24 protein-coding genes are annotated in these 25,815 nt (G+C 67.2%); 4 read left to right on the top strand and 20 right to left on the bottom strand.

The window, feature by feature from the left end; translation table 11 throughout:
- Window positions 1-6: 6 nt before the first annotated feature.
- From C9424_RS05985 to C9424_RS05890, 20 genes are all read right to left on the bottom strand, one after another.
- Window positions 7-1,422, bottom strand: coding sequence for a S8 family serine peptidase (locus C9424_RS05985; protein ID WP_116765990.1), 1,416 nt, complete (start codon window positions 1,420-1,422; stop codon window positions 7-9).
- Between the two features lie 81 nt (window positions 1,423-1,503).
- Entirely contained in the window at window positions 1,504-2,475 is a 972-nt protein-coding gene (locus tag C9424_RS05980) for a Ppx/GppA phosphatase family protein (RefSeq protein WP_116765989.1), read from the bottom strand.
- Window positions 2,472-3,113, bottom strand: coding sequence for a DUF501 domain-containing protein (locus C9424_RS05975; protein ID WP_237563328.1), 642 nt, complete (start codon window positions 3,111-3,113; stop codon window positions 2,472-2,474). Before C9424_RS05975 ends, C9424_RS05980 begins: the two co-directional genes overlap by 4 nt.
- A gap of 209 nt (window positions 3,114-3,322) precedes the next feature.
- Complete coding sequence (locus C9424_RS05970; RefSeq protein ID WP_116765987.1) at window positions 3,323-4,138, bottom strand: FtsB family cell division protein; 816 nt, start codon at window positions 4,136-4,138, stop codon at window positions 3,323-3,325.
- A gap of 86 nt (window positions 4,139-4,224) precedes the next feature.
- Entirely contained in the window at window positions 4,225-5,505 is a 1,281-nt protein-coding gene (eno, locus tag C9424_RS05965) for a phosphopyruvate hydratase (protein ID WP_091250844.1), read from the bottom strand.
- 203 nt (window positions 5,506-5,708) lie between these two features.
- Entirely contained in the window at window positions 5,709-6,311 is a 603-nt protein-coding gene (locus C9424_RS05960; RefSeq protein ID WP_116766117.1) for a MazG nucleotide pyrophosphohydrolase domain-containing protein, read from the bottom strand.
- A gap of 76 nt (window positions 6,312-6,387) precedes the next feature.
- Complete coding sequence (locus tag C9424_RS05955; protein ID WP_116765986.1) at window positions 6,388-7,557, bottom strand: adenosine deaminase; 1,170 nt, start codon at window positions 7,555-7,557, stop codon at window positions 6,388-6,390.
- Window positions 7,558-7,589: 32 nt separating this feature from the next.
- Window positions 7,590-8,351, bottom strand: coding sequence for a DedA family protein (locus C9424_RS05950; protein WP_237563318.1), 762 nt, complete (start codon window positions 8,349-8,351; stop codon window positions 7,590-7,592).
- 283 nt (window positions 8,352-8,634) lie between these two features.
- Window positions 8,635-9,270: a DedA family protein gene (locus C9424_RS05945; protein ID WP_116765985.1), complete on the bottom strand. Its 636-nt coding sequence runs from the start codon at window positions 9,268-9,270 to the stop codon at window positions 8,635-8,637.
- A gap of 154 nt (window positions 9,271-9,424) precedes the next feature.
- A complete protein-coding gene (locus C9424_RS05940) occupies window positions 9,425-10,756 on the bottom strand; it encodes a thymidine phosphorylase (protein ID WP_116765984.1) in 1,332 nt (443 codons plus the stop codon).
- On the bottom strand, window positions 10,753-11,157 hold the full coding sequence (locus C9424_RS05935; protein ID WP_091250852.1) for a cytidine deaminase: 405 nt from the start codon (window positions 11,155-11,157) through the stop codon (window positions 10,753-10,755). The genes C9424_RS05940 and C9424_RS05935 overlap by 4 nt, the downstream gene beginning before the upstream one ends.
- 2 nt (window positions 11,158-11,159) lie before the next feature.
- Entirely contained in the window at window positions 11,160-12,470 is a 1,311-nt protein-coding gene (locus C9424_RS05930; protein WP_116765983.1) for an ABC transporter permease, read from the bottom strand.
- Window positions 12,467-13,867: an ABC transporter permease gene (locus C9424_RS05925; RefSeq protein ID WP_116765982.1), complete on the bottom strand. Its 1,401-nt coding sequence runs from the start codon at window positions 13,865-13,867 to the stop codon at window positions 12,467-12,469. The genes C9424_RS05930 and C9424_RS05925 overlap by 4 nt, the downstream gene beginning before the upstream one ends.
- Complete coding sequence (locus C9424_RS05920) at window positions 13,860-15,515, bottom strand: ABC transporter ATP-binding protein (protein ID WP_116765981.1); 1,656 nt, start codon at window positions 15,513-15,515, stop codon at window positions 13,860-13,862. The genes C9424_RS05925 and C9424_RS05920 overlap by 8 nt, the downstream gene beginning before the upstream one ends.
- Before the next feature lie 166 nt (window positions 15,516-15,681).
- Window positions 15,682-16,788 carry a BMP family lipoprotein gene (locus C9424_RS05915; protein WP_442862014.1) on the bottom strand — a complete coding sequence of 369 codons (1,107 nt, stop codon included), beginning with the start codon at window positions 16,786-16,788 and terminating at the stop codon, window positions 15,682-15,684.
- Between the two features lie 331 nt (window positions 16,789-17,119).
- Entirely contained in the window at window positions 17,120-18,151 is a 1,032-nt protein-coding gene (locus tag C9424_RS05910) for an NADP-dependent oxidoreductase (protein WP_116765980.1), read from the bottom strand.
- The gene (locus C9424_RS05905; RefSeq protein WP_116765979.1) at window positions 18,148-18,579 is read right to left on the bottom strand and encodes an organic hydroperoxide resistance protein; all 432 of its coding nucleotides are present in this window, start codon (window positions 18,577-18,579) and stop codon (window positions 18,148-18,150) included. Before C9424_RS05905 ends, C9424_RS05910 begins: the two co-directional genes overlap by 4 nt.
- Before the next feature lie 150 nt (window positions 18,580-18,729).
- A complete protein-coding gene (locus tag C9424_RS05900) occupies window positions 18,730-19,194 on the bottom strand; it encodes a MarR family winged helix-turn-helix transcriptional regulator (RefSeq protein ID WP_116765978.1) in 465 nt (154 codons plus the stop codon).
- Window positions 19,195-19,448: 254 nt separating this feature from the next.
- The gene (locus C9424_RS05895) at window positions 19,449-20,648 is read right to left on the bottom strand and encodes an amidohydrolase (protein ID WP_116765977.1); all 1,200 of its coding nucleotides are present in this window, start codon (window positions 20,646-20,648) and stop codon (window positions 19,449-19,451) included.
- Window positions 20,649-20,743: 95 nt separating this feature from the next.
- Window positions 20,744-21,877: a mannose-1-phosphate guanylyltransferase gene (locus C9424_RS05890; protein ID WP_116765976.1), complete on the bottom strand. Its 1,134-nt coding sequence runs from the start codon at window positions 21,875-21,877 to the stop codon at window positions 20,744-20,746.
- Window positions 21,878-22,168: 291 nt separating this feature from the next.
- Between C9424_RS05890 and sdhC the strand changes: the two genes are divergently transcribed.
- The 4 genes from sdhC (at window position 22,169) to C9424_RS05870 (ending at window position 25,790) form a co-directional block, all read left to right on the top strand.
- Window positions 22,169-22,549: a succinate dehydrogenase, cytochrome b556 subunit gene (gene sdhC / locus C9424_RS05885; protein WP_091250876.1), complete on the top strand. Its 381-nt coding sequence runs from the start codon at window positions 22,169-22,171 to the stop codon at window positions 22,547-22,549.
- A 3-nt stretch (window positions 22,550-22,552) separates the two neighbouring features.
- A complete protein-coding gene (locus C9424_RS05880; protein ID WP_091250877.1) occupies window positions 22,553-23,017 on the top strand; it encodes a succinate dehydrogenase hydrophobic membrane anchor subunit in 465 nt (154 codons plus the stop codon).
- A 189-nt stretch (window positions 23,018-23,206) separates the two neighbouring features.
- Entirely contained in the window at window positions 23,207-25,006 is a 1,800-nt protein-coding gene (gene sdhA / locus C9424_RS05875) for a succinate dehydrogenase flavoprotein subunit (RefSeq protein WP_116765975.1), read from the top strand.
- A gap of 1 nt (window position 25,007) precedes the next feature.
- Window positions 25,008-25,790: a succinate dehydrogenase iron-sulfur subunit gene (locus tag C9424_RS05870; protein ID WP_026537821.1), complete on the top strand. Its 783-nt coding sequence runs from the start codon at window positions 25,008-25,010 to the stop codon at window positions 25,788-25,790.
- Window positions 25,791-25,815: the final 25 nt, after the last annotated feature.

The following is a 25,815-nucleotide window of genomic DNA, read 5'->3' as shown; positions in this document are numbered from 1 at the left end:
CACTAACTATGACGGGTGGCTGGAATCCACCGAATCGGCGGCTCCCGGGCCGGCTCCCGGGCTGGGCCGGGCCGGCCGTTCGGGCGTGTCAGCGCCTCCCTTGGGCGAGCTGCGCATCGCGGCCCGCAACTGGAAGGCGGCGGCGGCAATGATGCCCACAAACAGGAATCCGAAGCCCAGGACCACGGCGGCCGGCACGGCGCTGTCCAGCTGCGACGGCTTCTCCGCGACCGGCACGGTCGCCTCAGGCAGCGTGGGAGCGGCGCTGGAGGGCGCGGGCGTCGCAGCAGGCGCCGTCGTGGCCAGGTTGCCGCGCCGCTGAACCCGGATCCAGTCCGAAATGGACCCCAGCGGATTGACCTTGGTTTCGGGCACATCGGCCTTGAGGGCGGCCTCGGCGTTGAGGACGCCGAACCCGTAGAGCGGATCCTTTCCCGGAGCCCCGGCGTCCTTGGCCGTACTGACGATCCTGTTGATCACCTGGCTCGCGGACATCTCCGGCCATTTGGAGCGGATCAGGGCCGCGACGCCGGCCACGATGGGAGTGGCGCCGGAGGTGCCCGCCCACTCGGCATAGCCGCCGCCGGGCATGCCGCCGATCAGGTCTTCAGCGGGAGCGGCGACGCCGATGCTGATGCCCTGCGAGGACGCGTCGATGCTGGCCGTTCCGTTGCGGTCCAGGCCCGCGACCGTCAGGACACCCGGAATCGTGGCCGGGGCGCCGACCTGGACGTTTCCGCCGACGCGGTTGCCCGCGGCGGCCACGATCACCACGTCCTTCTGTTCGGCGTAGAGAAACGCCGCGTCCCAGCTCTGCGGCCACTCCGGCGACGTGCTGCCGAGTGAAATGTTGATGACGCGGGCGCCGTTGTCGACGGCCCAGCGCACGGCTTCCGGAATCTGGTCCTGGTCGCTCTTGCCGCCCGGGTTGGCGGAACCGAGCCAGGTTGAGACGGACAAGATCTGGGCCTCAGGGGCGACGCCGACCACCCCGTCCGGGCCGGCGTCCGGGCCCGCGGAGGCACCGGCACTCGGCTTGGCGGTCGCACTGGCGGGCTGGTGTCCGCGCCCGGCGAGCATCGTGGCCACGAGGGTTCCGTGTTCGGGTTTGGCGCCGATGCTCTCCTGTCCGTTGGCACCGCCGGCGCCGGAGATGTCGGCACCGCCGGCAAGCACGCCCGCCAGGTCCGGATGCGTGCCGTCCACGCCGCTGTCAATCACAGCGACTTTGACACCGGCGCCCTTGGACACTTCCCAGGCTTTGGTGATGCCCGATTCGGCGAGCCAGTATTCCTTGTCCCGCCAGGAGTCGGCGTGGGCGGGCGCGGCTGAGGTCAGCGCCGCCGCGGACATGCCGCCGGCAAGGGCCAAAGCCATCAACGCGGAGGCGGTCCGGCGGTGCCGGGCTGTTGCTCTGGTCATACAGGTCCTATCGGCGGATGCGCCAGTGGCACAAGCACTCTGTCGGTACACAACGGCTAGTGCACTACTGCTGGTGCGACATCAGCTGATGCTGAGGGCAATTCCGTCAAGAATATCGTGTTCGCTGGCCACTGCCGTGGTGATGCGGCCGGCCGTGACGTCGGCCAGGCGCTCCAGGACCCGCCGCCACACGAGGCCGCCGGCGCCGATCACGTCCACCCGCCCGGGGTGCATGAACGGCAGCGCGGCCCGCTCTTCCCGGGTCATGTCGAGCAGTTCGGTGCAGGCTTTCCGCACCGCGTCCAGGTCCAGTTCGGTGCCGTGGATTGCGGCCGGCGAATACTCCGGCAGGCGCAGCGCATGCGCCGTGATGGTGGTGACGGATCCGGCCACGCCGACGATGGCGGTGGCGCGTTCCAGCGGCACGGTGCGTGCCGCCTCGCTGATGGCGGCGTCGACGTCGGCCTCCGCCGCTGCGATCTGCTCCGGGGTGGGCGGATCGCTGCGCAGGTGCCGTTCGGTCATCCGGACGCAGCCGACGTCGACCGAGCGGGCGGCGATGACGCCTCCGGCGTTGCCGAGCACGAACTCCGTGCTCCCGCCGCCGAGGTCCACCACGAGCACCGGGTCGTCGCCGCGGGAGGGCAGGACGCTGCTGGCGCCGGCGAAGGACAGTGCGGCTTCCTCATCGCCGGTGATCACCTCGGGCTCGACGCCGAGGATGGCGCGGATGCCGTCGACGAAGACCTGCCGGTTGCTGGCGTCGCGGGTGGCGGAGGTGGCCACGAAGCGCACCTTTGCCACCCCGTGCTCGCGGATGAGGGAGGCATAGTCCCGGGTCGCGGCAAACGTTCGCTCCAGCGCTTCCGGGGCGAGTTCGCCCGTCGAGTCCACGCCCTGCCCCAGCCGGACCACGCGCATTTCCCGCACGACGTCGGTCAGCCGCGGGGCGGGCTGCCCGGTCGCGGCGTCGGCGTTTGTATCTGTGTCTATATCTGCGATCAGCAGGCGGATCGAGTTGGTGCCGCAGTCCACGGCCGCGACCCGGGTCATTTGGACTCCTCCGTGCTCGCGGTGCCGGCGGCGTCCGCGCCTTCTGCAGCACCGACGGCTTCCGCGCCGCGGGACTTGCGCACGGGGGCGGGCCGGCCAACGATCTCCGGCAGGCCCTGCGGTCCGTGGCGGCTGAGGTCCCGGGACGGGACCTCTCCCCCGGTGTCCCAGGCGCCGTCGCAGTAGCAGCGGTCCGCGGTCCACCACTCGGCGATGGCGGCGATCGCCTCGTCACCGAGCGGGTTCACGCCCGCTCCGGCGGCCAGCGAATGGCCCACGAGGACATGCAGGCATTTGACGCGCGTCGGCATTCCGCCGGCGGAGACGCCGTCGATCTCGGGCACGGCGCCAATGCCGGACCGGGCGCCGATTTCTGCGCGTGAGGCCAGGTACGCCTCGTGGGCGGCGCGGTAGCGCGCCGCGAGATCGACGTCGGCGGCGAGCCGGACGTTCATCTCGTTCATCAGCCCGGCAGCCTCCAGCCGCGACACCGCGGACGTGATCACCGGGTGCGTGAGGTAGAACGTGGTGGGGAACGGCGTGCCGTTGCTCAGCCGCGGCGAAGTGGCGGCTACGAGCGGGTTCCCGCAGACGCAGCGGGCGGGGATCTCGACGACGTCGCGCACCGGCCGGCCCAGCTGGCGGCTGAGGACCTCGAGGTCGTGCGGTGACGGCTGGCGGGAGGCCGCCGGTGCACTTGAGGCGGGAAGTGGCGCCGGGGTCTGCGCTGCCTGCGGCTGGTTCTCGTCCGCTCGGTTCTGGTCCACTCGGTTATCGTCCACGGGAGTGGCACCTTCCTGCCCTGTTCCGGGTGTCCTCGGGACAACCTCGGCGGCGGGCGCCGCTTCTAGTCTGTTGCCGATCGCCTGATGGACTCCCAGAGGGCGTCCACCCAGGGCAGGTTGGCCGGGTCTTGTGCTGATGCTGCACCCGCCGTGCCACTGGACTGCGCGGCAGGAAGATCGCTGCCGAAGACCCAGTAGCCCGTCTCTCCGGGCATAACCATGTTAATGCGATCGCGGGCCTGCTGTTTCACGTAGTTGGGATCCTGCCACCGTGAGACCTGGCGTTTGAGGTCCTCCTGCTTTGACTGCTTGGCCGCGATATCCGCCTGAAGCGCCGCGATCTCGGCGCGCTTGTCGAGGAAGATCTTGACCGTGGGCGCGAGCAGGATGGTGATGGCAATCATGACCACGCCGAGCGCAAGCAACCGGCCCGAGAACGCCTTGGCGGGTACCGGATCGAGGGAATCGTCGGTGTCCCGCGCGGCGGCCCGGCGCGAGGCTTTGCCGCCGGCCTTCCCGGGCGACTTACCGGGCGACTTCGCTGGCGCCTTCCCGGGCGAGGGCCGGGATCCTGGCGTAACCGTCGGCCGCTTCTGGCCGGTGGCCGGGACGTCGGGGGACGGACGTTCGGGGCCTGGACTTTCGGGGGTTCGGCCGTCGGAGCCACGCTTACCTGCAGCACGTGCTGCCGTCTGGGAAGATGCCGGCCCGGCGCCGGAGGACTTGGCCGGCGTCGTTGTGCCCGCACTGCTGCGGGAGCCGCCGAAGTCCGCCCGGATGACGTCGCCGCCGTCGACTGCTGCACCCAAGCCCGTGGTGGCAGCAGCCTTGGGGGCCGCGGGCGTAGCCCGGGGAACATTGGGACGTCGGGTAGCCATGTCACTCCTTCAAAAGCGGACCAAAAACAGAACCGGTGGCCATGGTCTTTCAACCATAGCCACCGGTTACCGGTTTTCGCGGCTAACTAGCCCTTGAAACGCGGGAAGGCGCTGCGTCCGGCGTAGCGTGCGGCGTCGTCGAGTTCTTCTTCGATGCGCAGCAGCTGGTTGTACTTTGCGACGCGCTCGGAACGGGCCGGTGCGCCCGTCTTGATCTGGCCGGCATTGGTGGCAACCGCGATGTCGGCGATCGTGGTGTCCTCGGTCTCGCCGGAGCGGTGCGAGGTGATGGTGGTGTAACCGGCACGCTGGGCCAGGGACACGGCATCCAGGGTCTCGGTCAGGGAGCCGATCTGGTTGACCTTCACCAGCAGCGAGTTTGCCGTGGCGGAGTCGATGCCCTGCTGCAGGCGGACCGGGTTGGTGACGAAGAGGTCGTCGCCCACGAGCTGGACCTTGTCGCCGATGGCGTCGGTGAGGGTCTTCCAGCCTTCCCAGTCGTTCTCGTCCAGGGGGTCCTCGATCGAGACCAGCGGGTAGTCGGCGACGAGTTCGGCGTAGTAGTTGCTCATCTCGGTGGCCGTGAGGGCCTTGCCTTCGAACTGGTAGGCGCCGTCGGTGAAGAATTCCGAGGAGGCAACGTCCAGGGCCAGGGCGATGTCCTTGCCCGGGGTGTAGCCGGCGTTCTTGATGGCTTCCTGGATCAGGTCCAGGGCAGCGCGGTTGGAGGGCAGGTTCGGGGCGAAGCCGCCCTCGTCGCCCAGGCCGGTGGACAGGCCCTTGGCCTGCAGGACGGACTTGAGGTTGTGGTAGACCTCGACGCCCCAGCGCAGACCCTCGGAGAAGGTCTCGGCGCCGATCGGCGCGATCATGAATTCCTGGATGTCGACGTCGGAGTCGGCGTGCGAGCCGCCATTGAGGATGTTCATCAGCGGCACCGGCAGGACGTGGGCGTTCGGTCCGCCCAGGTACTTGTACAGCGGCAGGTCGGCGGACGCCGCGGCAGCGTTGGCGACGGCGAGGGACACGCCGAGGATGGCGTTGGCACCGAGCTTGGACTTGTTGGCCGTGCCGTCGAGGTCGATCATGGCCTGGTCGATGCTGCGCTGGTCGGTCGCGTCGAAGCCGATCAGGGCCGGGGCGATCTGGTCGATGACGGCGTCGACGGCCTTCTGGACGCCCTTGCCGAGGTAGCGGCCCTTGTCGCCATCGCGGAGCTCAACAGCCTCGTGCTCGCCGGTGGAGGCGCCGGAGGGAACTGCTGCGCGGCCGATCTGGCCATCGGAGAGCAGGACTTCAACTTCTACGGTCGGGTTGCCACGGGAATCGAGGATCTCGCGGGCGTGGATGGCATCGATAAGCGCCATGGATATGCTCCTTTGGGTGAAGCGATCTGCAGGGAATCTGACTGCTGGGAATCTGGCTGTACATCAAGCTGATAAGCCGACGTCGTCGTCGCTACTAGCCTAGTCGAGAGCGGGATAAGTTACGGAAACCTATCCAATCCCCGGACGTCATGATGCCGGCGCTACTTGCCCGGCACTATGGGGCCTACGCTACCGTGCCGGCGCTATGATGCCGGCGACACACGGCCGTGACTGTCCTGGAAGCGGCGGAGGGCTCCGCGGAGGGCGCGCTCGGCGTCGAGCCCGCCGGCTCTGGCGGCCGCCACGATCCCGAACAGCAGCTCTCCGAGCTCCTCTTCGGTGCCGGGGATGTCTACGCCGGTCACGCCGGTCACGCCGGCAGCCGGCGGCAGGCCGGCGCGCTCGGCCCGGTCCAGGAGCTTTTGGGCCCGCGCGAGGGCCGGAAGCGCGCCGGGAACGCCGTCGAAGCCGTGGCCGCGTTCCGGTTTCTCTGCTTTCTTGACGGCATCCCACGTCAGGACGATCTCCTCGACCGTTGCAGGGAAGGAATCCTGCAGCGAGCCGTCGGGGCGGAAGACGTGCGGGTTCCGCCGGATCATCTTGGCGTTGAGGGAACGCGCGACGTCGTCGAGGTCGAAGGCGCCGCGTTCCTCGGCGAGCCGGGCATGCAGGACCACCTGGAGCAGCACGTCCCCGAGTTCGGATTTCAGGTCGGCGTCGCCGCCCTCCGTCTCGATGGTTTCGGCCACCTCGTACGCCTCTTCGAGGAGGTATTCGACGAGAGACTCGTGGGTGAGGGCACCCATCCAGGGGCAATGGGCGCGCAGCTCGGCGATCGTTCGCACCAAGTCACCGAGCGGCGCGCCCGCCGCGTTGTCCCGGCTAGCCAAGGTCGGCGTAGGCCTCGTTGATGTATTCCACCAGTGCTTCCTTCTCCTCGAGCGGGAGGAAGGCGGCCTCGGCCGCGTTCAGCGTCAGCTCCAGGAGGTCGTCGAGGTCGTAGTCGAAGGTCTCGACCAGGAGCTCGAACTCGTCCGTGAGGGTCACGCCGCTCATGAGCCGGTTGTCCGTGTTGATGGTGACGTTGAAGCCCAGCTGGTACAGCATGTCCAGCGGGTGGCTTTCGATCCCCTCGCCGAAGCCGGCAATGGCACCGGTCTGCAGGTTCGACGACGGGCAGATCTCCAGGGCGATGCCGCGGTCGCGCACCCAGCTGGCCAGCTCGCCCAGGGTCACCATGCCGATGGTGTCGCTGACCTCGACGCCGAACCCGTCGGCGTCCTCCCAGGCTTCGCTGTCCTCTTCGAATTCGATCGTGACGTCCTCGGCGATCCGGACACCGTGGCCCAGGCGAAGCGCCCGGCCGTCCACCAGGGCCGACTGGATGCTCTCCAGGCCGGCGGCCTCGCCGGCGTGGACAGTGGCCGGGAAGTTGTGCTCGGCCAGGTAGGTGAAGGCGTCCTTGAAGCGGGAGGGCAGGAAGCCGTCCTCGGCTCCGGCGATGTCAAAGCCCACCGCGCCCTTGTTCCGGTGCCGGACCGCCAGTTCGGCAATCTCCTGGCCGCGGTCGGCGTGGCGCATGGCGGTGATGAGCTGGCCCACCTGGATATCGCGGCCTGTCTCGGCGACGGCGTCCACGCCTGCTTCCAGCCCGGCCTGGACGGCCTCCACCACTTCGTCCAGGCTCAGGCCCTTCTGCAGGTGCTGCTCGGGGGCCCAGCGAACTTCGCCGTACACGACGCCGTCGTCGGCCAGGTCTTCGACGAATTCCTTCGCGACGCGGAACAGGCCTTCCTTGGTCTGCATCACGGCGATGGTGTGGTCAAACGTTTCCAGGTAACGGACCAGCGAGCCGGAATCGGCGGACTCGCGGAACCACTCCCCCAGGGCGACGGGGTCAGTCGAGGGCAGCGTGTGGCCCACGGCCTCGGCAAGCTCAATGATGGTGGCCGGGCGGAGCCCGCCGTCCAAGTGGTCGTGAAGGGAAACCTTGGGAAGGACCGTCAGGTCGAAGTCGAGGTCAGGGGCAGCGTCAGGATTAGTCTCAGTCACGTTCCAACCATAGGGTCGCAGGGCGCGGGATGCTACTTTCTGGAAGCTCCGGCCTCAGTGGCCGGCCCGGCCAGCATCGTGCCGTGCCCCTGGGCAGCGGACTCCTGGGCAGCGGGGTCCTGGGGCGCGGTCCCCGGAACGGACTGGTCGCCGGACACGGCGCCGGCCGGGGCGGACCGGGTGTCGTTGCGTCCAAGGCGCTTGTGCCACCAGCGCAGCAGGTGGTCGATGAGGACGCCGAGCACGATCGCGAACACCACCGCAATCCCCGCGCTGAGCAGCGGGTTGTGGTGCAGCCACGGGAAGGAACTGGCCAACACGCCGATGCCGATCGAGTAGCCGACCCACGTGACGCACGCGATGGCGTCCAGGAAGAAAAATCTGCGGTGCGGAAACGACGTCGTGCCCGACACGTAGTTGACGGCCACACGGCCCCAGGGGATGTACCGGGCCGTGAAGATCAGGACGGCGCCGCGTTTCTCGAGCTCGTAGTGTGCCCAGGCGAAGACCTTCTGGACTTTCGGCTTGCGCATCCAGCGGAACCGCTCAAGACCGATCTTCCGCCCGAGCATGTAGGCCATGTTGTCGCCGGCCATGGCTCCGATCAACGCCGTGAGGGCGAGGAGCCAGAGGTTGGGCTGGCCGCTGTGCAGGGAATACGCCGCAAGAGCAACGATGAGGGTCTCACTGGGGACCACCATCGCGAAGCCGTCCACGAAAAAGAAAACCAGCAGCAGCGGGTAGATCCACCACTGGCCGGCAGCATGGAGCACGGCCTGGTTAATGAACTCCATGCGGGCGGTGCTCCTTGATGATGAGGAACGGACAACTAAGCCGTGACGAACATGCGATGGGCGTGTGGGTGGAACCTGCAACGAACTGCAGCAAACAAACGTGATGCAAATCGCTCCTAAGTGTCCCACGGGCGGGGCGCGGTCCGCTACGGTCGGGCGTCCGGTGACAAGGACGAGGACGGGGCCGCTGGTGCGGGCGATGATCCGGCGTCCGGGACGGGTCGCGTCTGCAGTTCACGTTGTTGTGGGGGTAGGAACAACGGGGGCAGCCTGTCCGGTTCACTTAGGATTCAACCGGCGGAATGGACGGCGTGGACTCCTCCGGAGTGCGGCCACGCAGCCTGCTGATGGTGAAGTCCACGGCGACACCCAGGACGATCGCGCAGATGATCGCGATGGCCGCACCCAGTACGTGGTTTTTCTCAAACCACGGGCCGACGAACAGTCCGATTCCGACCGAATAGCCGGCCCAGAGGACTGCCGACAGCACGGTCAAGATCATGAATCTGGGCCTCGGGTAGTGCGTGGCCCCGGCGGTCAGGTTGACGGCCACACGCCCGATCGGGACGAAGCGTGCCACGAGGATCAGCGACGCGGGCCGTTTCCGCAGTTCCCGTCCGGCCCAGGCAAAGGCCCCCTGCGTCCTCGCACCGCGCTGCCAGGCCCACCGCCGTGTCCCGGTTCTGCGGCCGATCAGGTAAGCGAGGTTGTCGCCAACCCAGGCCCCGGCGGCGGCGGTGAGGATCAGGAGGACCGGGTTGGGAACATTCGCGGTGGCGGCGACGGCGGCCAGGCCCACCACCACCGATTCGCTCGGGATCGGCGGGAAGAATCCGTCGATCACGCAGCAGGCAAAAACAAGGACGAGAACCCAGGGCTGCCCTGCGGCGGCGAGGATGAAGTCGTTGATTGCCTGCACAGCTTCCTAACGCACGGCGGGGCCTGAAAGATCCTGATGTGGAGTCAGTGTACCGCCGGCGGTCCCCGCCGCCACTTGCCCTATCCCTTATGGCGGCTAAACCCGGGGTTTGGGGACCATAAGTGATAGGGCAACGGAGGGTGGGCGGCGGGGGTTAAGCGATGCGGTCGATGATGAGCTTCTGGGCGGGCCGGGAGCCCTCCGGTGCGATCACGGCGGCGTGTTCGAGCGCCTCCTTGGCCCGCTCGAACTTCTCCGGGGTGTCCGTCAGAAGGGTCATGAGCGGTTCGCCGGCCCGGACCGTGGCGCCCGGCTTGGCGTGCATCCGCACCCCGGCTCCGGCCTGGACCTTGTCCTCCTTGCGGGCCCGTCCGGCGCCGAGACGCCAGGCCGCGACGCCGACGGCCATCGCGTCAAGCTCCACCAGGACGCCGTCGGCCGGGGCGTAGATGACCTCGGATTCCCGGGCCACCGGAAGCTTGGCGCGCGGGTCGCCGCCCTGCGCCTCGATCATCCGGTTCCAGACGTCCATGGCCCGGCCGTCCCGCAGGGCCGCGCGCGGATCCGCGTCGCGGACGCCGGCGCACGCCAGCATCTCCTCCGCGAGCCGGACGGTGAGTTCGACGACGTCTTCCGGGCCCCCGCCGGCCAGGACCTCCACGGATTCCTCGACCTCAATCGCGTTGCCCGCGGTGAGGCCCAGGGGCGTGTTCATGTTGGTCAGCAGGGCAACGGTGTTGACGCCGGCGTCCTTGCCCAGGGCCACCATGGTCTCGGCGAGTTCGCGGGCACGGGCCTCGTCCTTCATGAAGGCCCCGCTGCCCACCTTGACGTCGAGCACCAGCGAGCCGGTACCTTCGGCGATCTTCTTGCTCATGATCGAGGACGCAATCAGCGGGATGGCCTCCACGGTCCCGGTGACATCGCGGAGCGCGTAGAGCTTCTTGTCCGCCGGGGCCAGCCCCGCGCCGGCGGCGCAAATGACCGCGCCGACGTCCTGAAGCTGGGCCAGCATTTCCTCATTGCTCAGGTCCGCGCGCCAGCCCGGGATCGCTTCGAGCTTGTCCAGGGTGCCGCCGGTGTGGCCCAGGCCGCGGCCCGAGAGCTGCGGTACGGCCACGCCGAAAACCGCCACCAGGGGCGCCAGCGGCAGGGTGATCTTGTCTCCCACGCCGCCGGTGGAATGCTTGTCGCTCGTCACCTTCACGCCGCCGTCGGGCCGCCGTAGGCTGGAGAAGTCCATCCGCTCGCCGGAGGCGATCATGGCCGCGGTCCAGCGGGAGATCTCGGCCCGGTCCATGCCGTTGAGCAGGATCGCCATGTTCAGGGCGGCCATCTGTTCGTCGGCGATGGCGCCACGCGTGTACGCGTCGATCGTCCAGTCGATCTGGGCCGGGCTGAGCACGCCCTTGTCCCGCTTAATGCGGATGATGTCGACGGCGTCGAACGCTTCAGTGGTGCTGGTGGTTTGTGTCGATTGGGTCACCGGGGTTCCTCCAGGTGTTGGGGGCCAAAGGCATCGGGAAGGACCTGGTCCATAGTCTTGATTCCCTGCGTGGTCATGAGCTCCATGTCGGGAGCCCGGAATTCGTAGAGCAGCTGGCGGCAGCGCCCGCAGGGCATAAGGACGTTGCCGCCGGCGTCGACGCAGTAGAAGGCGCGGAGAAGTCCCCCGCCGGTCATCTGCAGGTTGCCCACCAGGGCGCACTCGGCGCACAGTGTCAGCCCGTAGCTGGCGTTTTCGACGTTGCAACCGCTGACGATCCGCCCGTCCCCGGTGAGGGCTGCGGCCCCCACCGGGAACTTCGAATACGGCGCATAGGCGTTCTGCATGGCGGACACTGCCGCGGCCTCGAGCGCGGCCCAGTCAACCTCGGTAGTCTCCACGGTCAGCCCTTGACGTACGGGATGCCGTCGGCGGCCGGCGGCCGGGAGCGGCCGACGAGTCCGGCCACGGCAAACACGGTCACGAGGTACGGCAGCATGGCCATGAACTGGCTCGGCACGGGGGTGCCGATGATCGTCACGATGCTCTGCAGGTTGTCGGCGAAGCCGAACAGCAGCGCGGCGAAGAACGCCCCGATCGGATTCCAGCGGCCCAGGATCATGGCGGCGAGGGCGATGAAGCCGCGGCCTCCGGAGATTTCCTTGGTGAAGCTGTCGATCGCCACGAGGGTGAAGAACGATCCGCCGATTCCGGCCACGGCGCCGCCAAGGGTGACGTTCCAGAAGCGGGTCGCGTTGACCTTGATGCCCAGGGTGTCGGCCGCCTGCGGGTGTTCGCCGACGGCACGGACGCGCAGGCCCCACTTGGTCTTGAATAGCGCGATCCAGATCACGATGACGGCCACGTACATCAGATAGCCCACCACGGACTGCTTGAACAGGATGGGCCCGATGACGGGGATGCTGGACAGGACCGGGATATCGATGATGGGCAGCCGGCCGGGCGAATTGTACTTCTCCGGATCGGACTGCATCACGGTGCTGAACAGGAAGCCGGTGAGCCCGGAGACCAGGACGTTGAGCACGACGCCGACAATGATCTGGTTGACCACGTACTTGATGCTGAACAGGGCCAGGACCATAGAGACGAGGGCGCCTGCCACGGCCGCCGCCAGCAGGCCCGCGTAGGGGTTGTGGGTCAGGCTGGCCACGAGCGCGGCCGTGAAGGCGCCGCCCAGCAACTGCCCTTCGATGGCGATGTTCACGACGCCGGCGCGTTCGCACAGCACGCCGGACAGGGAACCGAAGACGATCGGCACGGCGAGCGTCACAGACCCGGCGATGAGGCCTGCCAGCGAGATGCTGGGGGTCCGGGCGCCGCCCACCACCCAGATCAGGAAGGCGACCACGAACACCACTGTGAAGACGACCGGCAGCCAGCGCGGGGGCCGCTGGTTCCGGTTCGCCTTCAGGACCAGGGCGTAGCCGGCGAGGCCCAGCAGGATCACGGAGAGCACCATCCCGGACAGGAACGCGGGTACCTCGATGGCGGGCAGTTGGAAGAAGTCCCCGCCGGAGGATACCCCGAACTTGGCGGTCCCTTGCGGGCCCAGCAGGCCAAAGAAGATGAAGGCGACGACGGCGAGCACGGCGAGCGTGACCGGCAGTTTCCAGGTCACGGGCTTGGCGGACTGCGCCGGTGTGTGGCTTTCCTCCGGCTGCGGTTTTACGGGCGAGGTTGCTGTTGTGCTCATGCGGCACCTCCGGTGGTTGCTGCCTGCTTGGATGCGCCGGCGGTTGCTGTCTTCTTCTTGCGCGGGTTGAGTCCGAAGATCGCCCGGACCAGGGGCGGCGCCGCGATGAACAGCACAATGAGCGATTGGACCACGAGCACGATGTCGATCGGGGTTCCGGTCTGGATCTGCATCTGCACGGCGCCGGCACGGAAGGCCCCGAACAGGAGGCCTGCGGCAAAGGTGCCCCACGGTGAGGAACGCCCCAGCAGGGCCACAGTGATCGCGTCAAAGCCATATGTTGCCGCGACACCGTCGGTGAGGACCTTTTCGGTGCCGGCCACCTGTGCGACGCCGGCCAGGCCAGCCAGGCCGCCGGCAATGGTCATCACCAGGATCGTGGCCCGGGGGACATTGATGCCGGCAGTCAGGGCTGCCTTGGGGTTGGCCCCGACGGCACGGAACTCGAAACCGATCGTGGAGCGGTTCAGCAGCCACCAGACGAACACCGTGGCCGCGATGGCCAGCAGGAAGCCCACGTGCAGCCGGTACTGGCTGCCGAAGAGCAGCGGGTACACGGCGCTGGGGTCCAGAATCGGGGAAATCGGGGTGGACTCCCCCGGACGCTGGAACAGGTCCGTGTCGAGCAGGTAGCGCAGGAGATACAGGGCGATGTAGTTGAACATGATGGTCACGATGACCTCGTGGGCACCTGTGCGGGCCTTGAGCACGCCCACAATGCCGCCCCAGACGGCGCCCCCGACGACGCCGGCCACGAGGACGAGCAGCAGGTGCAGCCCCACGGGCAGGTGCAGAGCGAAGCCCACCCACGAGGCGAGGATGCCGGCCATGATGATCTGGCCCTGGGCACCGATGTTGAACAGACCCGCGCGGAAGGCCAGCGCGACGCCAAGGCCCGCGGTGATCAGCGGGGTGGCGATCGTCAGGGTCTCCATGAGCGGGGCGAACTGTCCGGCCACCCCGGTCCCGTGCGGGTTGAACACCGCACCCTGGAACAGGGCGACGTAGGAGCTCGTGGCGGCGGACCAGACGGCGGTGAGGAAGTCACTGGGACGTGCGAAGAGGTAGCCGGCCGTGGTGCCGACCACTTTGTCTGTCAGGGCGATGAGCAGGCCGCCGAGGATCAGTGCGAGCAGCACCGCCAGGATGGTCACCATGCCGTTGCCGGTGAAGATCTTCCGCAGCACCGACTCGGATTCCTCCGGGGCGCCCAGGTGGCCGCTCTGGGTCGAAACCGGAACCGCCGATGGCTGCATGGCACCGCCGGCGGTGTCCAGCGAGGTGACAAAGGCCTCGTCGTCCTCAAGCGGCTCGAGTTCCGGCGCCGTGGCCTGGTCAGCCGGAATCGGGTCCGGGTCCGTCGCGGCGGAGTGCCGCGGCTCGGTGTTCTCAGTCATGGTGGTCTCCTACGGCGCCGGAGCTGGGCTCCTGCACGGACGGGGCGGCGGGCGCCGGGTACGTTGCTGGGGTGTCGGCTGGGTTTTCGGCAGATTCCGGCGCCGGTGCAGGCGCCGGGTGTTTGCCTGCGGCGTCGGTCAGGGCCTCTTCCGCGGATACCCCGGCCATCATCAGGCCCAGGACGTCGCGCCCGGTGCCGGCCGGGACGATCCCGACCAGCTTGCCCTTGTACAGCACGGCGATCCGGTCGGCGAGTTCAATCACTTCGTCCAGTTCGGTGGAGACGATCATGACGGGCGTGCCGTTGTCCCGCTCCGCGACGATGCGTTTGTGCAGGAACTCGATGGATCCCACGTCCACGCCTCGGGTGGGCTGGGAGGCGATGAAGAGCCGCAGCGGCCGGGAGAGTTCCCGCGCCATGACAACCTTCTGCTGGTTGCCGCCGGACAGGGTGCCTGCGGCGAGCGAGCCGGACGGGGTGCGGACGTCGAATTCTTCGATCCGGGTCTTGGCGTTCTCCAGGACCTTGGCCGGGCTCATGCTGATGCCCTTGGCGAACGGTGCTTGGTCGTACCGGTCGAGGATCAGGTTCTCGGCGATGGAGAACGTGCCGATCAGCCCGTCGAGGGAGCGGTCCTCCGGGACGAACCCGACCCCGGCGTTCAGGACCTCTTTGACGCTGCGACCCACGAGTTCTTCGCCGTCGAGCACGATCGAGCCGTGGACCCTGCTGTGGAGGCCGAGGACGGCCTCGGTCAGCTCAGTCTGGCCGTTGCCCTGGACGCCCGCGATGGCGAGGATCTCGCCGCGGGCGATCCCGAAGCTGATGCCGTCCACGACATGCTGGCCGCTGGGGGCGATCACGGTGAGGTCTTTGACCTCAAAGGTGGTCTCCTGCGGCTTGGCGGGAGCCTTGTCCAGGGTGAGGCTGACGGCGCGGCCGACCATCATGGAGGCCAGCTCGGTGGTGGAAGCGTCGGGATCGGCCGTGCCTACTACTTTGCCGCGCCGGATCACGGTGATGGTGTCCGAAACGGCTTTGACCTCACGGAGCTTGTGCGAAATGAAGACGATGGACGTGCCGTGGCTCTTGAGCTGGCGCATGATGTCCAACAGCTCGTCGGTGTCCTGCGGGGTCAGGACGGCCGTGGGCTCATCGAGGATGAGCACCTTGGCGTCCCGGACCAGTGCCTTGATGATCTCCACCCGCTGCTGCACGCCCACGGGCAGGTCTTCAATCAGTGCATCGGGGTCGACGTCGAAGCCGTACCGGTCCGAGATCTCCCGGATCTTCCGGCGGGTGTCGTCAAGGTCCAGGAATCCGCCGGTCTTGGTGGTTTCTGCTCCCAGGGCGACGTTTTCCGCGACGGTAAAGACGGGGACCAGCATGAAGTGCTGGTGAACCATGCCGATGCCGGCAGCCATGGCGTCGCCGGGGCCGCGGAAGGTGACCGGTTTGTCGTCGATCAGGATTTCGCCCTCTGTGGGCTCGTACAGTCCGTAAAGGACATTCATCAGCGTGGACTTGCCAGCGCCGTTCTCGCCGAGCAGACAGTGAATCTGCCCGGGTTCAACAACCACATCAATGTGATCGTTGGCTACCAGGGAGCCGAAGCGTTTGGTAATCCCCTTGAGTTCAAGTTTCAAAACTCTGACCAATCTCGAAGTGTCCGGAAGGCTTGGTCCGGACGCGAAGTGGGGGCCGCAGCACCAGCTTAGTGCCTGCGGTCGCAGGCGCAGCGGGCCGCGAAGCGAAAAGCGCCACAGCCCGTGCGGTGGTGACCGGACGGGCCGTGGCGCTCAGCGGAAGAAGTTAAGACTTCGGGCTTGCTGCGGATTCGACCTTCAGCTTGCCGGAGGCGATGTCCTTCTTGATCTGGTCCAGCTCGGACTTCAGGTCCGCCGGAACCTGGGAGTCCATGTCGTGGAACGGAGCCAGCTGGACGCCGTCGTTCGCGAGGGTGCCGACGTACGGCGCGTTGGTGAACCGGCCGTCCTTGTCCTGCTTGACGACCGTCTCGACAGCCTCGCCCATCAGCTTCATGACGGAGGAGAGCATGATGTCCTTGTAATCCGGTGCCGTGAGGAAGCCGTCGGAGTCAACCCAGATGAGCTTGACGTCCTTGCCTGCTGCCTTGGCTTCCTTCAGGGCCGCACCTGCACCCTTGCCGACCGGACCGGCGACGGGCATGACGATGTCGGCGCCCTGGTCCAGGAAGTTCTGGGTGAACTGCTTGCCCTTGTCCTGCTTTTCGAAGTCACCGGTGAAGGAGCCGTCCTGCTTGGCCTTGTCCCAGCCCAGGAGCTTGACGTCCTTGCCCTTCTGGTCGTTGTAGTACTTCACGCCGTCGGCGAAGCCGTCCATGAAGATGGTGACCGTGGGGATCTTGATGCCGCCGAACGTGGCGACCGTTCCCGTCTTGGTGGTGCCTGCCGCGAGGTAGCCGGCCAGGAACGCGGCCTGGGCGGTGTCGTAGATGATCGGCTTGACGTTGGTGATCGGGGTGTCGTAGCCGAAGTCGATGATGGCGAAGTGCTTGTCCGGGTTCGCGGTGGCCTGGGCCTTCGTGGCGTCACCGAGGAGGAAGCCGACCGTGATGGTCAGGTTGCAGCCGGCGGCGACCATGGCGCGCAGGTTCGGCTCAAAGTCGTTGTTGGTCTTGGACTCGGCCTGGTTCGTCTGGATGCCGAGATCCTTCTCGGTCTTCTTCAGGCCCTCGTAGGAAGACTGGTTGAACGACTGGTCGTCGAATCCACCCGAGTCGGACACGATGCAGCCCTTGTAGTTGCTGGCAGTCTGGGTGGCGGTGCTGGCCTCCGGGGCAGCTCCGCAGCCGGTCAACAGGAGTGCAGCCGCGCCCGCGGTGGCGACCCCGGCCATTGATCCGCGCTTGAGGGTGGCACGCAGGGAGTTCTTCAATTTTCCTCCAGGAAGAAAGAGTAGGCGCTACGACGGAGCTCAATGAGTGTCTGTCCGCGGTGTTCCGCTGAACTCTGTTTGTCACTGATGGATTCGCAGCACTGCGCCGAGGCGCACTGATGAAGTTACTTTAGTGTCCTGCGACACGTGCACGTAGCAGACTTCACAGCAATTACCCAGATTGTTGAGAACTTGTTACCTAGTAGTAGCCCGAATCTTCCTACCGGCCCCTGCGCGCAGACGCCTCCGGCACCGTTCCCCGCGGGGACCGGTGCCGGAGGCGACGGAGTACAGCGGCGGCTGCCTGTTTTGGTGGCGCGCCGACGCCGGACTACAGCCGGACGAGCATCTTGCCGGTGTTGGCGCCGTCCAGCAGGTCCATGAACGCCTGCGGTGCGTTCTCCAGGCCGTCCACCACCGTCTCGTCGTAGCGGACGGTTCCGTCGGCCAGCCAGCCGGACATGGCTTCGACAAACTCGGCCATGTGCTGCCAGTAGCCGCTGACGAGGAAGCCCTTGAGCGTCAGCTGCTTGCCGATCGCCTGCATGAGGTTCCGCGGCGCCGGAGTCGGCTCGGTGGAGTTGTACTGCGAAATGGCGCCGCACATGGCCACCCGGCCGCCGACGGTGAGCGCGGACAGCGCCGCTTCAAGGTGCTCGCCGCCGACGTTGTCGAAGTAGACGTCAATCCCGCGCTCCCCCGCGGCGGCGGCGAGCTGCTCGGCCACAGGGCCGTCGTGGTAGTTGAACGCGGCGTCGAAGCCGAGTTCCAGGAGCCGTGCCACCTTTTCCGGCGAGCCGGCGCTGCCGATCACGCGGGACGCACCCATGGCCTTGGCGATCTGCCCGACGAGGGAGCCGACCGCACCTGCCGCGCCCGAGACGAACACGACCTCGCCGGGTTTGAATTCGGCGACCTTCAGCAGACCCGCGTAGGCCGTCAGGCCGGTCATGCCGAGGGCGCCGAGGAACGCGGAGGCGGGGGCCAGGTCCGTGCGCGCCGGGGTGGTGGCCGCGGCGTCGAGGACGGCGTATTCGCGCCAGCCGAGGCTGTGCACGACGGTATCGCCGACGGCGCGCCCTTCGGCCCGGGACGCGATGATTTCACCGACTGCGCCGCCGTCGAGGGCGGCATCCAGGGCGAACGGCGCGGAGTAGGACTTGACGTCGTTCATGCGGCCGCGCATGTACGGGTCCACCGAGATGTAGAGGTTGCGGACCAGGACCTGGCCGTCCTGCAGTTCGGGCAGCGGCGACTCGGCGAGGCGGAAGTTCGCCGGGACCGGACGGCCGTGCGGACGGGACGCCAGCTGGATCTCGCGGGTGGTGACGGGAAGGGTGGGAGTTTCGGTGTGGGTGCTCATGCAGCTACCTCCAGGATTTTGATGTCGACAGTGATGTTGCCGCGGGTGGCGTTGGAATAGGGGCAGACCTCGTGGGCCTTGGCCACGAGGGCCTCAGCGGTTTCCCGGTCCACGGCGGGCAGGGCGATCTCGAGTTCGGCGGCGATGCCGTAGCCGGTGCCGCCGTCGAGGGCGCCGAGGTGGATCCTCGCGGCGACGGCGGAATCGGTCAGGTCTGCTTTCTGCTGGCGGCCGACGAGGCGCAGCGCCGAGTGGAAGCAGGCCGCGTAACCGGCGGCGAAGAGCTGCTCGGGATTGGTGCCCTCGCCGCTGCCGCCGAGTTCGACCGGGCTGGCCAGGGCCACGTTGAGTTTGCCGTCCTTGCTGACGGCGGTGCCGTCGCGGCCTTCGCCGGAGGCCAGGGCCTCGGCTGTGTAAAGGGGTTTCATGGGGTTTCCGTTCTGTCGGCGGGACAAAGTGGTTGAGACAAAAGGGCTCCAACGGGGAACTCGCCGGAAGCCAGCGGAGTCGCCGTGGACTTCCGGCGAGACGGCACGCCACCGGCGATTTCGACGTCGGACGCGTCTGCCGGGGTGATCTCAGTGGGAGGCCTGGAGTGCACTGGCCAGCCGGCCCAGGGTTTCGCGCAGCTGGTCGAGTTCGGCAGGCGTGAGGCCGGCGGCGTCGGCGAGCCGTTGCGGGATGCCACTGGCTTTGGCGCTTAGCGCAGCCCCGGCGTCGGTCAGGAAGATCTCCACGCGGCGCTCGTCTTCGGCGGACCGGCGGCGCTGGACGAGGCCGAGGGCTTCGAGCCGCTTGAGCAGCGGCGAGAGCGTCCCGGAGTCGAGCCCGAGCTCCTCCCCCAGTTCACGGACGCTGCGCGGCTCCGCTTCCCACAGCACCAGCATGGCGAGGTACTGCGGGTAGGTCAGGCCGAGCTCCTCCAGCATGGGCCGGTAGGCGGCCGTGGCCGCACGGGAGGCCGAGTACATGGCAAAGCACACCTGCCGATTCAGGCGGAGAGCTTCGGACCCGTGCGGGCGGGCCCCTTCTGGCGTGGTCATAGCTTTACCCTACCCCACAATTCAGTTGTACACAATTCAATTGTGCACAACTGAATTGTGGAGACTCCAACCGTGCCGCCGATCAGCGATGGGACCATCGATGCCAATGCCGGCGTCGCCGAATTTCCCCATGTTCGCCGGGCGCCGACGCCGTGTCGGCCCGAACACCCGGCGCGTCCCGGCGTCGTGCCGCCAAAGGTGGGGAAACCCCCGCACGGCGGGCACCGCGGAGGTCCGGACCGAGCGGGGCGGGGTTAGAGGTCGCGGATGGTGCGCAGGGCCGCCGCCGTGAGCACCTGGATGCCGAGGCCTAGGGCCCGCTCATCGAGAATGTAGTCGCCGCGGTGGAGGTCGTACTCTTCCCCGCCGGGGGTCTTGGTGCCGAGGCGCATCATGGCGCCGGGGGTCTCGGCCAGGAACCAGGCAAAGTCCTCCCCGCCCATGGACTGCGGGGTCAGGACGACGGCGCCCTCGCCGATTTCGGCGCGGGCGGCGGCCTCGATCAGCGCGGTCTCGTGCTCGGAGTTGACCACCGGCGGCACGCCGCGGGTGTGCTCAAGGTGGACGTCGACGCCGTACGGCTCGGCGATCTGCCGGACGACCTCGTCGAGCAGCTCACCCGCATCGTGCCAGGCGTCACGGTCCAGGCACCGCATGGTGCCGGCCATGTAGCCGCTGCCGGGGATGGCGTTCGGGGCCGAGCCTGCCGAGATCTGTCCCCAGACTACCGATACGCCGCTGCGGACATCGACGCGGCGGGACAGGACGGCGGGAACGTTGACCGCGATCTGCGCGAGGGCGAACACCAGTTCCTCGGTCAGGTGCGGGCGCGAGGTGTGTCCGCCGCGGCCGGAGAGTTCAATCTTGATGGTGTCCGACGCGGAGGTGATGGCCCCGATCCGGGTGCCGATCTTGCCGACCTCGATCCGGGGATCGCAGTGCAGCGCAAGAATGCGCGGCACGCCCTCGAGTACACCCTGTTCGATGCACGAGGTGGCGCCGCCGGGCATCGTCTCCTCGGCAGGCTGGAAGATGATCCGGACGGTGCCGCGCAGCGGGGACTGCTCATGCATGCGCTGCAGGACCAGGGCGATGCCGAGCATGGTGGTGGTGTGGACGTCGTGGCCGCAGGCGTGGGTCACGCCGTGGTTCTTCGACGCGAACTCAAGGCCCGTTTCCTCGATGATCGGCAGGGCGTCAATGTCACCGCGCAGCGCCGTGGCGATGGGTCCCTGCCCGACGTCGACCGTCAGGCCGGTTCCCTCAAGGCGCCGGGGCTTGAGCCCGGCTTCCTCGAGCCGCTTCGCGAGCTTGTCGGTGGTGCGGAATTCCTTGAACGACAGCTCAGGGTGCGCATGGAGGTCGCGGCGGAAAGCGATCAGCTCCGGCAGGAGGGGCTCCAGCCACGGCCCCACGAGAGTCGTGGGCTCAGCTTCAGTAGAGTAGTTGCGCACGGAACAACTCTATCCAGCCGACAACGAATAGCGGCATCGCGTACGGCGCGTTACGGTTTGCTGAACGCGGGATGGCCGAAAAGCCGCCCGCACGCCTACAGGACGTCGGTGTCGCCCTTGGCCTTGATGGCGTCCACTGCCTGCTTGACCCGCTGCGAGTGTTCCTTCGTGGTCACCAGCAGGGCGTCCGGGGTGTCCACGATCACGACGTCCTTGATGCCGATGAGGGCGATCACCCGCTTGGTATCGGAGACCACCACACCGCTGGCGTTCTCGGTGAAAACGCGTGCGCCTTCACCCAGCACCGTGACTTCGTCGACTTCCTTGGCGCTGTTGAGCCGGCCCACGGAGGCAAAGTCCCCGACGTCGTCCCAGCGGAACGTTCCGGGCACCACGGCGACGTCGCCCGCGGCCGCGGCCGGTTCGGCGACGGCATAGTCAATGGCGATCTTGGGCAGGGTGGGCCAGACCCGGGCCGTGACGGCGTCGCGCTCCGGGGTGTCCCAGGCCTTGGCGATTTCCTGCAGTCCGGCGAAGAGCTCGGGCTGGTTGGCTTCGAGGTGCTTGAGCATCAGCGAGACCGGCGCAACGAACATTCCGGCGTTCCAGACGTATTCGCCGCTGTCAACGTACTGCTGGGCCACTTCCTCGCTGGGCTTCTCTACGAACTCCACCACGGACTGCGCGCTGGGGGCGTCGGGGATGTTGAGGTTCGCGCCGGAGCGGATGTAGCCGAATCCGGTGGACGGGTGGGTGGGCTTGATGCCGATGGTGACGATCTTCCCCGCAGCCGCGGTGTAGACGGCCTCGCGGACGGCATCCTGGAAGAGCGCGTCCGGGCTGATGACCTGGTCCGCGGCGAACGAGCCCATGATGGTGTCCGGATCCCGCTCATGGAGGATGGCCGCGGCGAGGCCGATGGCCGCGCCGGAGTCCTTGGGCTCGCTTTCCAGGACGAGGTCGGCTTCCAGGACCTCAGGCAGCTGGCGGCAGACGGCGGCCCGGTGGGCGGCACCGGTCACCACCAGCACGTGCTTGCCGGCGACGGGCTGGAGGCGGTCATAGGTTGCGCGCAGCAAAGTGCTGCCCGAACCGGTCAGGTCATGGAGGAACTTGGGGGCCGCTGCCCGTGACAGGGGCCAAAGACGGGTCCCCACCCCGCCCGCCGGAATGACCGCAATAAAACGGTCCAGCGGTGAATCCTGGCTTGTCACTTTGTCTGTAGTCATCACCGCTACTTTAGCCGACGGCGGCCACATCACCCCCGAACGGGAAGGAATCCCGCCCCCGCGGCCCCCGCAGTCGGGGCCGCTGTCACGGCCCCAGCCGCACCCGAATGTGGCGTTCGTCTCAAAAGAGACGAAAAACCGCGCCGGGGCTTGTCAACAACCTGTCCCTAAATTGAATAAGCTGTGAGCGAAGCCTAGATTTAGGCTTGAGCTTACGAGTGCTCTCGCAGCAGGCGTTCCCCCCGCGTGGATCCCATGCCAGCGCCGCTGTGTTGCAGGGAGGTTTATTCAGTGCCGACAAAACCAGCTGGCACCTTGTACCGCGGCCGTGAAGGCATGTGGTCCTGGGTTGGACACCGCATTACCGGTGTAGTGATTTTCTTCTTCTTGTTGGTCCACGTGCTGGACACCTCATTGGTGCGTGTGTCCCCCGAGGCCTACACCGCCGTGATTGGCGCCTACAAGAACCCCCTCATGGCCCTGGGTGAAACGGGCCTTGTCGCAGCGATCGTGTTCCACGCCTTCAACGGCCTGCGGATCATCGCCGTCGACTTCTGGAAGAAGGGTGCCAAGTACCAGCGTCAGATGCTCTGGACGGTCCTGGGCCTCTGGGTCGTTGTCATGGCCGGCTTCGCGATCCGCCACCTGTCCCTCGCCCTTGGAGGTCACTAAGCCATGACTGCAACCATTCAGAGTCCGCGCAGCGGAAAGATCCAGCCCAAGTACCGCCGCAGCGGCGGGTCCAAGGGCAACTTCGAGATGCTCGCGTGGCTTTTCATGCGGCTCTCCGGCGTCGTGCTGGTGGTGCTGATCTTCGGTCACCTGACCGTCAACCTGCTGGTCGGCGAGGGCATCCACGCGATCGACTTCGGCTTTGTGGCCGGCAAGTGGGCCGACCCGTTCTGGCAGTTCTGGGACCTGGCCATGCTGTGGCTCGCCATGCTGCACGGCACCAACGGCGTCCGCACGATCATCAATGACTACGCCGAGAGGGACGCCACGCGTCTCTGGCTGAAGATCGTGCTCTACGCGGCCACCACCGTCATCATCATCCTGGGCACCCTGGTCATCTTCACGTTCGACCCGTGCCCCGTGGTCCACGGCGTCCAGCTTCCCGGCGGATTCTGCCCCGCACCTTAGGGGCGCAGCCGCCACGGCTCAGCCGTAACAGCGGAGCCGCCGCGGATCGCTGCCCCCGCGGGCAGGGACGGTCCGTCACGGCAACTGATCTTGCCTGCCGAGCGCAGGCGCAGATTGCACGAGACTTCACCGGACAGGCGCGAACCTGCCGGTAGGTTATAGCGAATTTTGAGAGAAAGAGCGTCTGGTATGCAGGTCCATAAGTACGACGTCGTGATCGTCGGTGCCGGTGGCGCCGGGATGCGCGCGGCGATCGAATCAGGTCAGCGCGCCCGAACAGCAGTATTGACCAAGCTCTACCCCACGCGGTCCCACACCGGCGCGGCGCAGGGCGGCATGTGTGCGGCCCTGGCCAACGTCGAGGAAGACAACTGGGAGTGGCACACCTTCGACACGATCAAGGGCGGCGACTACCTGGTTGATCAGGACGCCGCCGAGGTCATGGCGAAGGAAGCGATCGACGCCGTCCTGGACCTGGAGAAGATGGGCCTGCCGTTCAACCGCACGCCCGAGGGCCGCATTGACCAGCGCCGTTTTGGCGGCCACACCCGCGACCACGGCAAGGCACCGGTCCGCCGCGCCTGCTACGCCGCGGACCGCACCGGCCACATGATCCTGCAGACCCTGTACCAAAACTGCGTCAAGCACAACGTTGAGTTCTACAACGAGTACTACGTGCTGGACCTGCTGACCGTCGAGGAAGACGCGGTCCGCGAGGACGGCACCCCGTACAAGCAGAAGCGCGTTGCCGGCGTCGTGTCCTACGACCTCGCGTCCGGCGAACTGCACGTCTTCCAGGCCAAGTCCGTGGTGTTCGCCTCCGGCGGCGCCGGCAAGGTCTTCAAGACCACGTCCAACGCCCACACCCTCACCGGTGACGGCATGGGCATCGCGTTCCGCCGGGGCATCCCGCTGGAGGACATGGAGTTCTTCCAGTTCCACCCGACAGGCCTTGCCGGGCTGGGCATCCTGCTCTCCGAGGCCGCCCGCGGCGAAGGCGCCATCCTGCGCAACTCCGAGGGCGAACGTTTCATGGAGCGTTACGCGCCCACCATCAAGGACCTCGCCCCGCGCGACATCGTGGCCCGTTCCATGGCCAACGAAGTCCGCGAGGGACGCGGCTGCGGCCCGAACAAGGACTACGTCCTGTTGGACCTGACGCACCTTGAGCCCGCGCACATCGACGCCAAGCTGCCGGACATCACCGAGTTCGCCCGCACCTACCTGGGTGTTGAGCCGTACACGGAGCCGGTTCCGGTGTTCCCGACGGCGCACTACGCCATGGGCGGCATCCCCACGAACATCAGCGCCGAGGTCCTCCAGGACAACGACACCGTGGTTCCGGGCCTCTACGCCGCCGGCGAGGTCGCCTGCGTCTCCGTCCACGGCTCCAACCGCCTGGGCACCAACTCGCTGCTGGACATCAACGTGTTCGGCAAGCGCGCCGGCATCGCCGCCGCCGAATACGCCAAGACCGCGGACTTCGTGGAGCTCCCGGCCGATCCGGAGGCGTACACGCTGAACCTGCTGGACCACGTCCGCACCTCAAACGGCACCGAGAAAGTCGCTGCGATCCGCAAGGAACTGCAGGACACCATGGATGCCAACATGCAGGTGTTCCGCACCGCCGATACCCTGAACCAGGTCCTGAAGGACATCGCGTCCTTCGAGGAGCGGTACCAGCGCATCAGCGTCCAGGACAAGGGCAAGCGCTTCAACCTGGACCTGCTCGAGGCCGTGGAACTGGGCTTCCTGCTGGAGCTTGCCAAAGTCATGACCGTGGCGGCCCTGCACCGCGAGGAGTCCCGCGGCGGACACTTCCGTGAGGACTTCCCCGAGCGCGACGACGAAAAATTCATGAAGCACTCCATGGCGTACAAGGATGAGCATGCTCCGGCGGATGGTTCTGCCGAGGCGGTTGCCGGCATCCGGCTTGCCACCAAACCGGTGGTCTTTACGCGCTACGAGCCGATGGTGAGGAAGTACTAAGATGAGCGCTGAACTCGCTGAGCCAGCATCCAAGATCGAACTGCCCGCCGGCGTCGGCGGGGGCGGGGAAATCCCGTCTTTCGACGTCACGCTGCGCGTGCGCCGCTACAACCCCGAGGTCTCCGAGGACGCCACGTGGGATGACTTCAAGGTCACCATGTACGGCACGGACCGCGTGCTGGACGCCTTGCACAAGATCAAGTGGGAGATGGACGGCAGCGTCTCCTTCCGCCGCTCCTGCGCCCACGGCGTCTGCGGCTCCGATGCCATGCGCATCAACGGCCGCAACCGCCTGGCATGCAAGACCCTGCTGAAGGACCTGGACACGTCCAAGCCCATCACGGTCGAGCCGATCAAGGGCCTGCCGGTGGAGAAGGACCTGATCGTGGACATGGAGCCCTTCTTCCAGTCCTTCCGCGAGGTCATGCCCTTCCTGATCAACCGCGGCCACGAGCCCACCAAGGAACGCCTGCAGTCCGCCGAGGACCGCGAGCGGTTCGACGACACCACCAAGTGCATCCTGTGCGCCGCGTGCACCTCGTCCTGCCCGGTGTTCTGGACCGACGGCCAGTACTTCGGCCCGGCGGCCATCGTCAACGCACACCGCTTCATCTTCGATTCCCGCGATGACGCCGGCGACATGCGCCTGGAGATCCTCAACGACAAGGAAGGCGTGTGGCGCTGCCGCACCACCTTCAACTGCACCGAAGCGTGCCCGCGCGGCATCCAGGTGACTCAGGCCATCGCCGAGGTCAAGCAGGCCATCCTGTCCCGGAAGGTCTAGCGACTCCTCCAGAACCGCGAGAAAC

The sequence above is a fragment of the Arthrobacter sp. H-02-3 genome, from assembly GCF_003097355.1.
In the GTDB taxonomy this organism is placed as follows: domain Bacteria; phylum Actinomycetota; class Actinomycetes; order Actinomycetales; family Micrococcaceae; genus Arthrobacter; species Arthrobacter humicola.
The sequence above is the reverse complement of the archived record's forward strand: the minus strand, read 5'-3'. Positions and strand labels throughout refer to the sequence as shown.

Excerpts from the sequence above, each read along its gene's own strand:
- C9424_RS05985 (WP_116765990.1), bottom strand. The coding sequence starts at position 1,422 with ATGACCAGAGCAACAGCCCGGCACCGCCGGACCGCCTCCGCGTTGATG.
- C9424_RS05980 (WP_116765989.1), bottom strand. The coding sequence starts at position 2,475 with ATGACCCGGGTCGCGGCCGTGGACTGCGGCACCAACTCGATCCGCCTG.
- C9424_RS05970 (WP_116765987.1), bottom strand. The coding sequence starts at position 4,138 with ATGGCTACCCGACGTCCCAATGTTCCCCGGGCTACGCCCGCGGCCCCC.
- eno (WP_091250844.1), bottom strand. The coding sequence starts at position 5,505 with ATGGCGCTTATCGATGCCATCCACGCCCGCGAGATCCTCGATTCCCGT.
- C9424_RS05960 (WP_116766117.1), bottom strand. The coding sequence starts at position 6,311 with ATGGGTGCCCTCACCCACGAGTCTCTCGTCGAATACCTCCTCGAAGAG.
- C9424_RS05950 (WP_237563318.1), bottom strand. The coding sequence starts at position 8,351 with ATGGAGTTCATTAACCAGGCCGTGCTCCATGCTGCCGGCCAGTGGTGG.
- C9424_RS05930 (WP_116765983.1), bottom strand. The coding sequence starts at position 12,470 with ATGAGCACAACAGCAACCTCGCCCGTAAAACCGCAGCCGGAGGAAAGC.
- C9424_RS05925 (WP_116765982.1), bottom strand. The coding sequence starts at position 13,867 with ATGACTGAGAACACCGAGCCGCGGCACTCCGCCGCGACGGACCCGGAC.
- C9424_RS05910 (WP_116765980.1), bottom strand. The coding sequence starts at position 18,151 with ATGAGCACCCACACCGAAACTCCCACCCTTCCCGTCACCACCCGCGAG.
- C9424_RS05905 (WP_116765979.1), bottom strand. The coding sequence starts at position 18,579 with ATGAAACCCCTTTACACAGCCGAGGCCCTGGCCTCCGGCGAAGGCCGC.
- C9424_RS05900 (WP_116765978.1), bottom strand. The coding sequence starts at position 19,194 with ATGACCACGCCAGAAGGGGCCCGCCCGCACGGGTCCGAAGCTCTCCGC.
- C9424_RS05890 (WP_116765976.1), bottom strand. The coding sequence starts at position 21,877 with ATGACTACAGACAAAGTGACAAGCCAGGATTCACCGCTGGACCGTTTT.
- C9424_RS05880 (WP_091250877.1), top strand. The coding sequence starts at position 22,553 with ATGACTGCAACCATTCAGAGTCCGCGCAGCGGAAAGATCCAGCCCAAG.
- sdhA (WP_116765975.1), top strand. The coding sequence starts at position 23,207 with ATGCAGGTCCATAAGTACGACGTCGTGATCGTCGGTGCCGGTGGCGCC.
- C9424_RS05870 (WP_026537821.1), top strand. The coding sequence starts at position 25,008 with ATGAGCGCTGAACTCGCTGAGCCAGCATCCAAGATCGAACTGCCCGCC.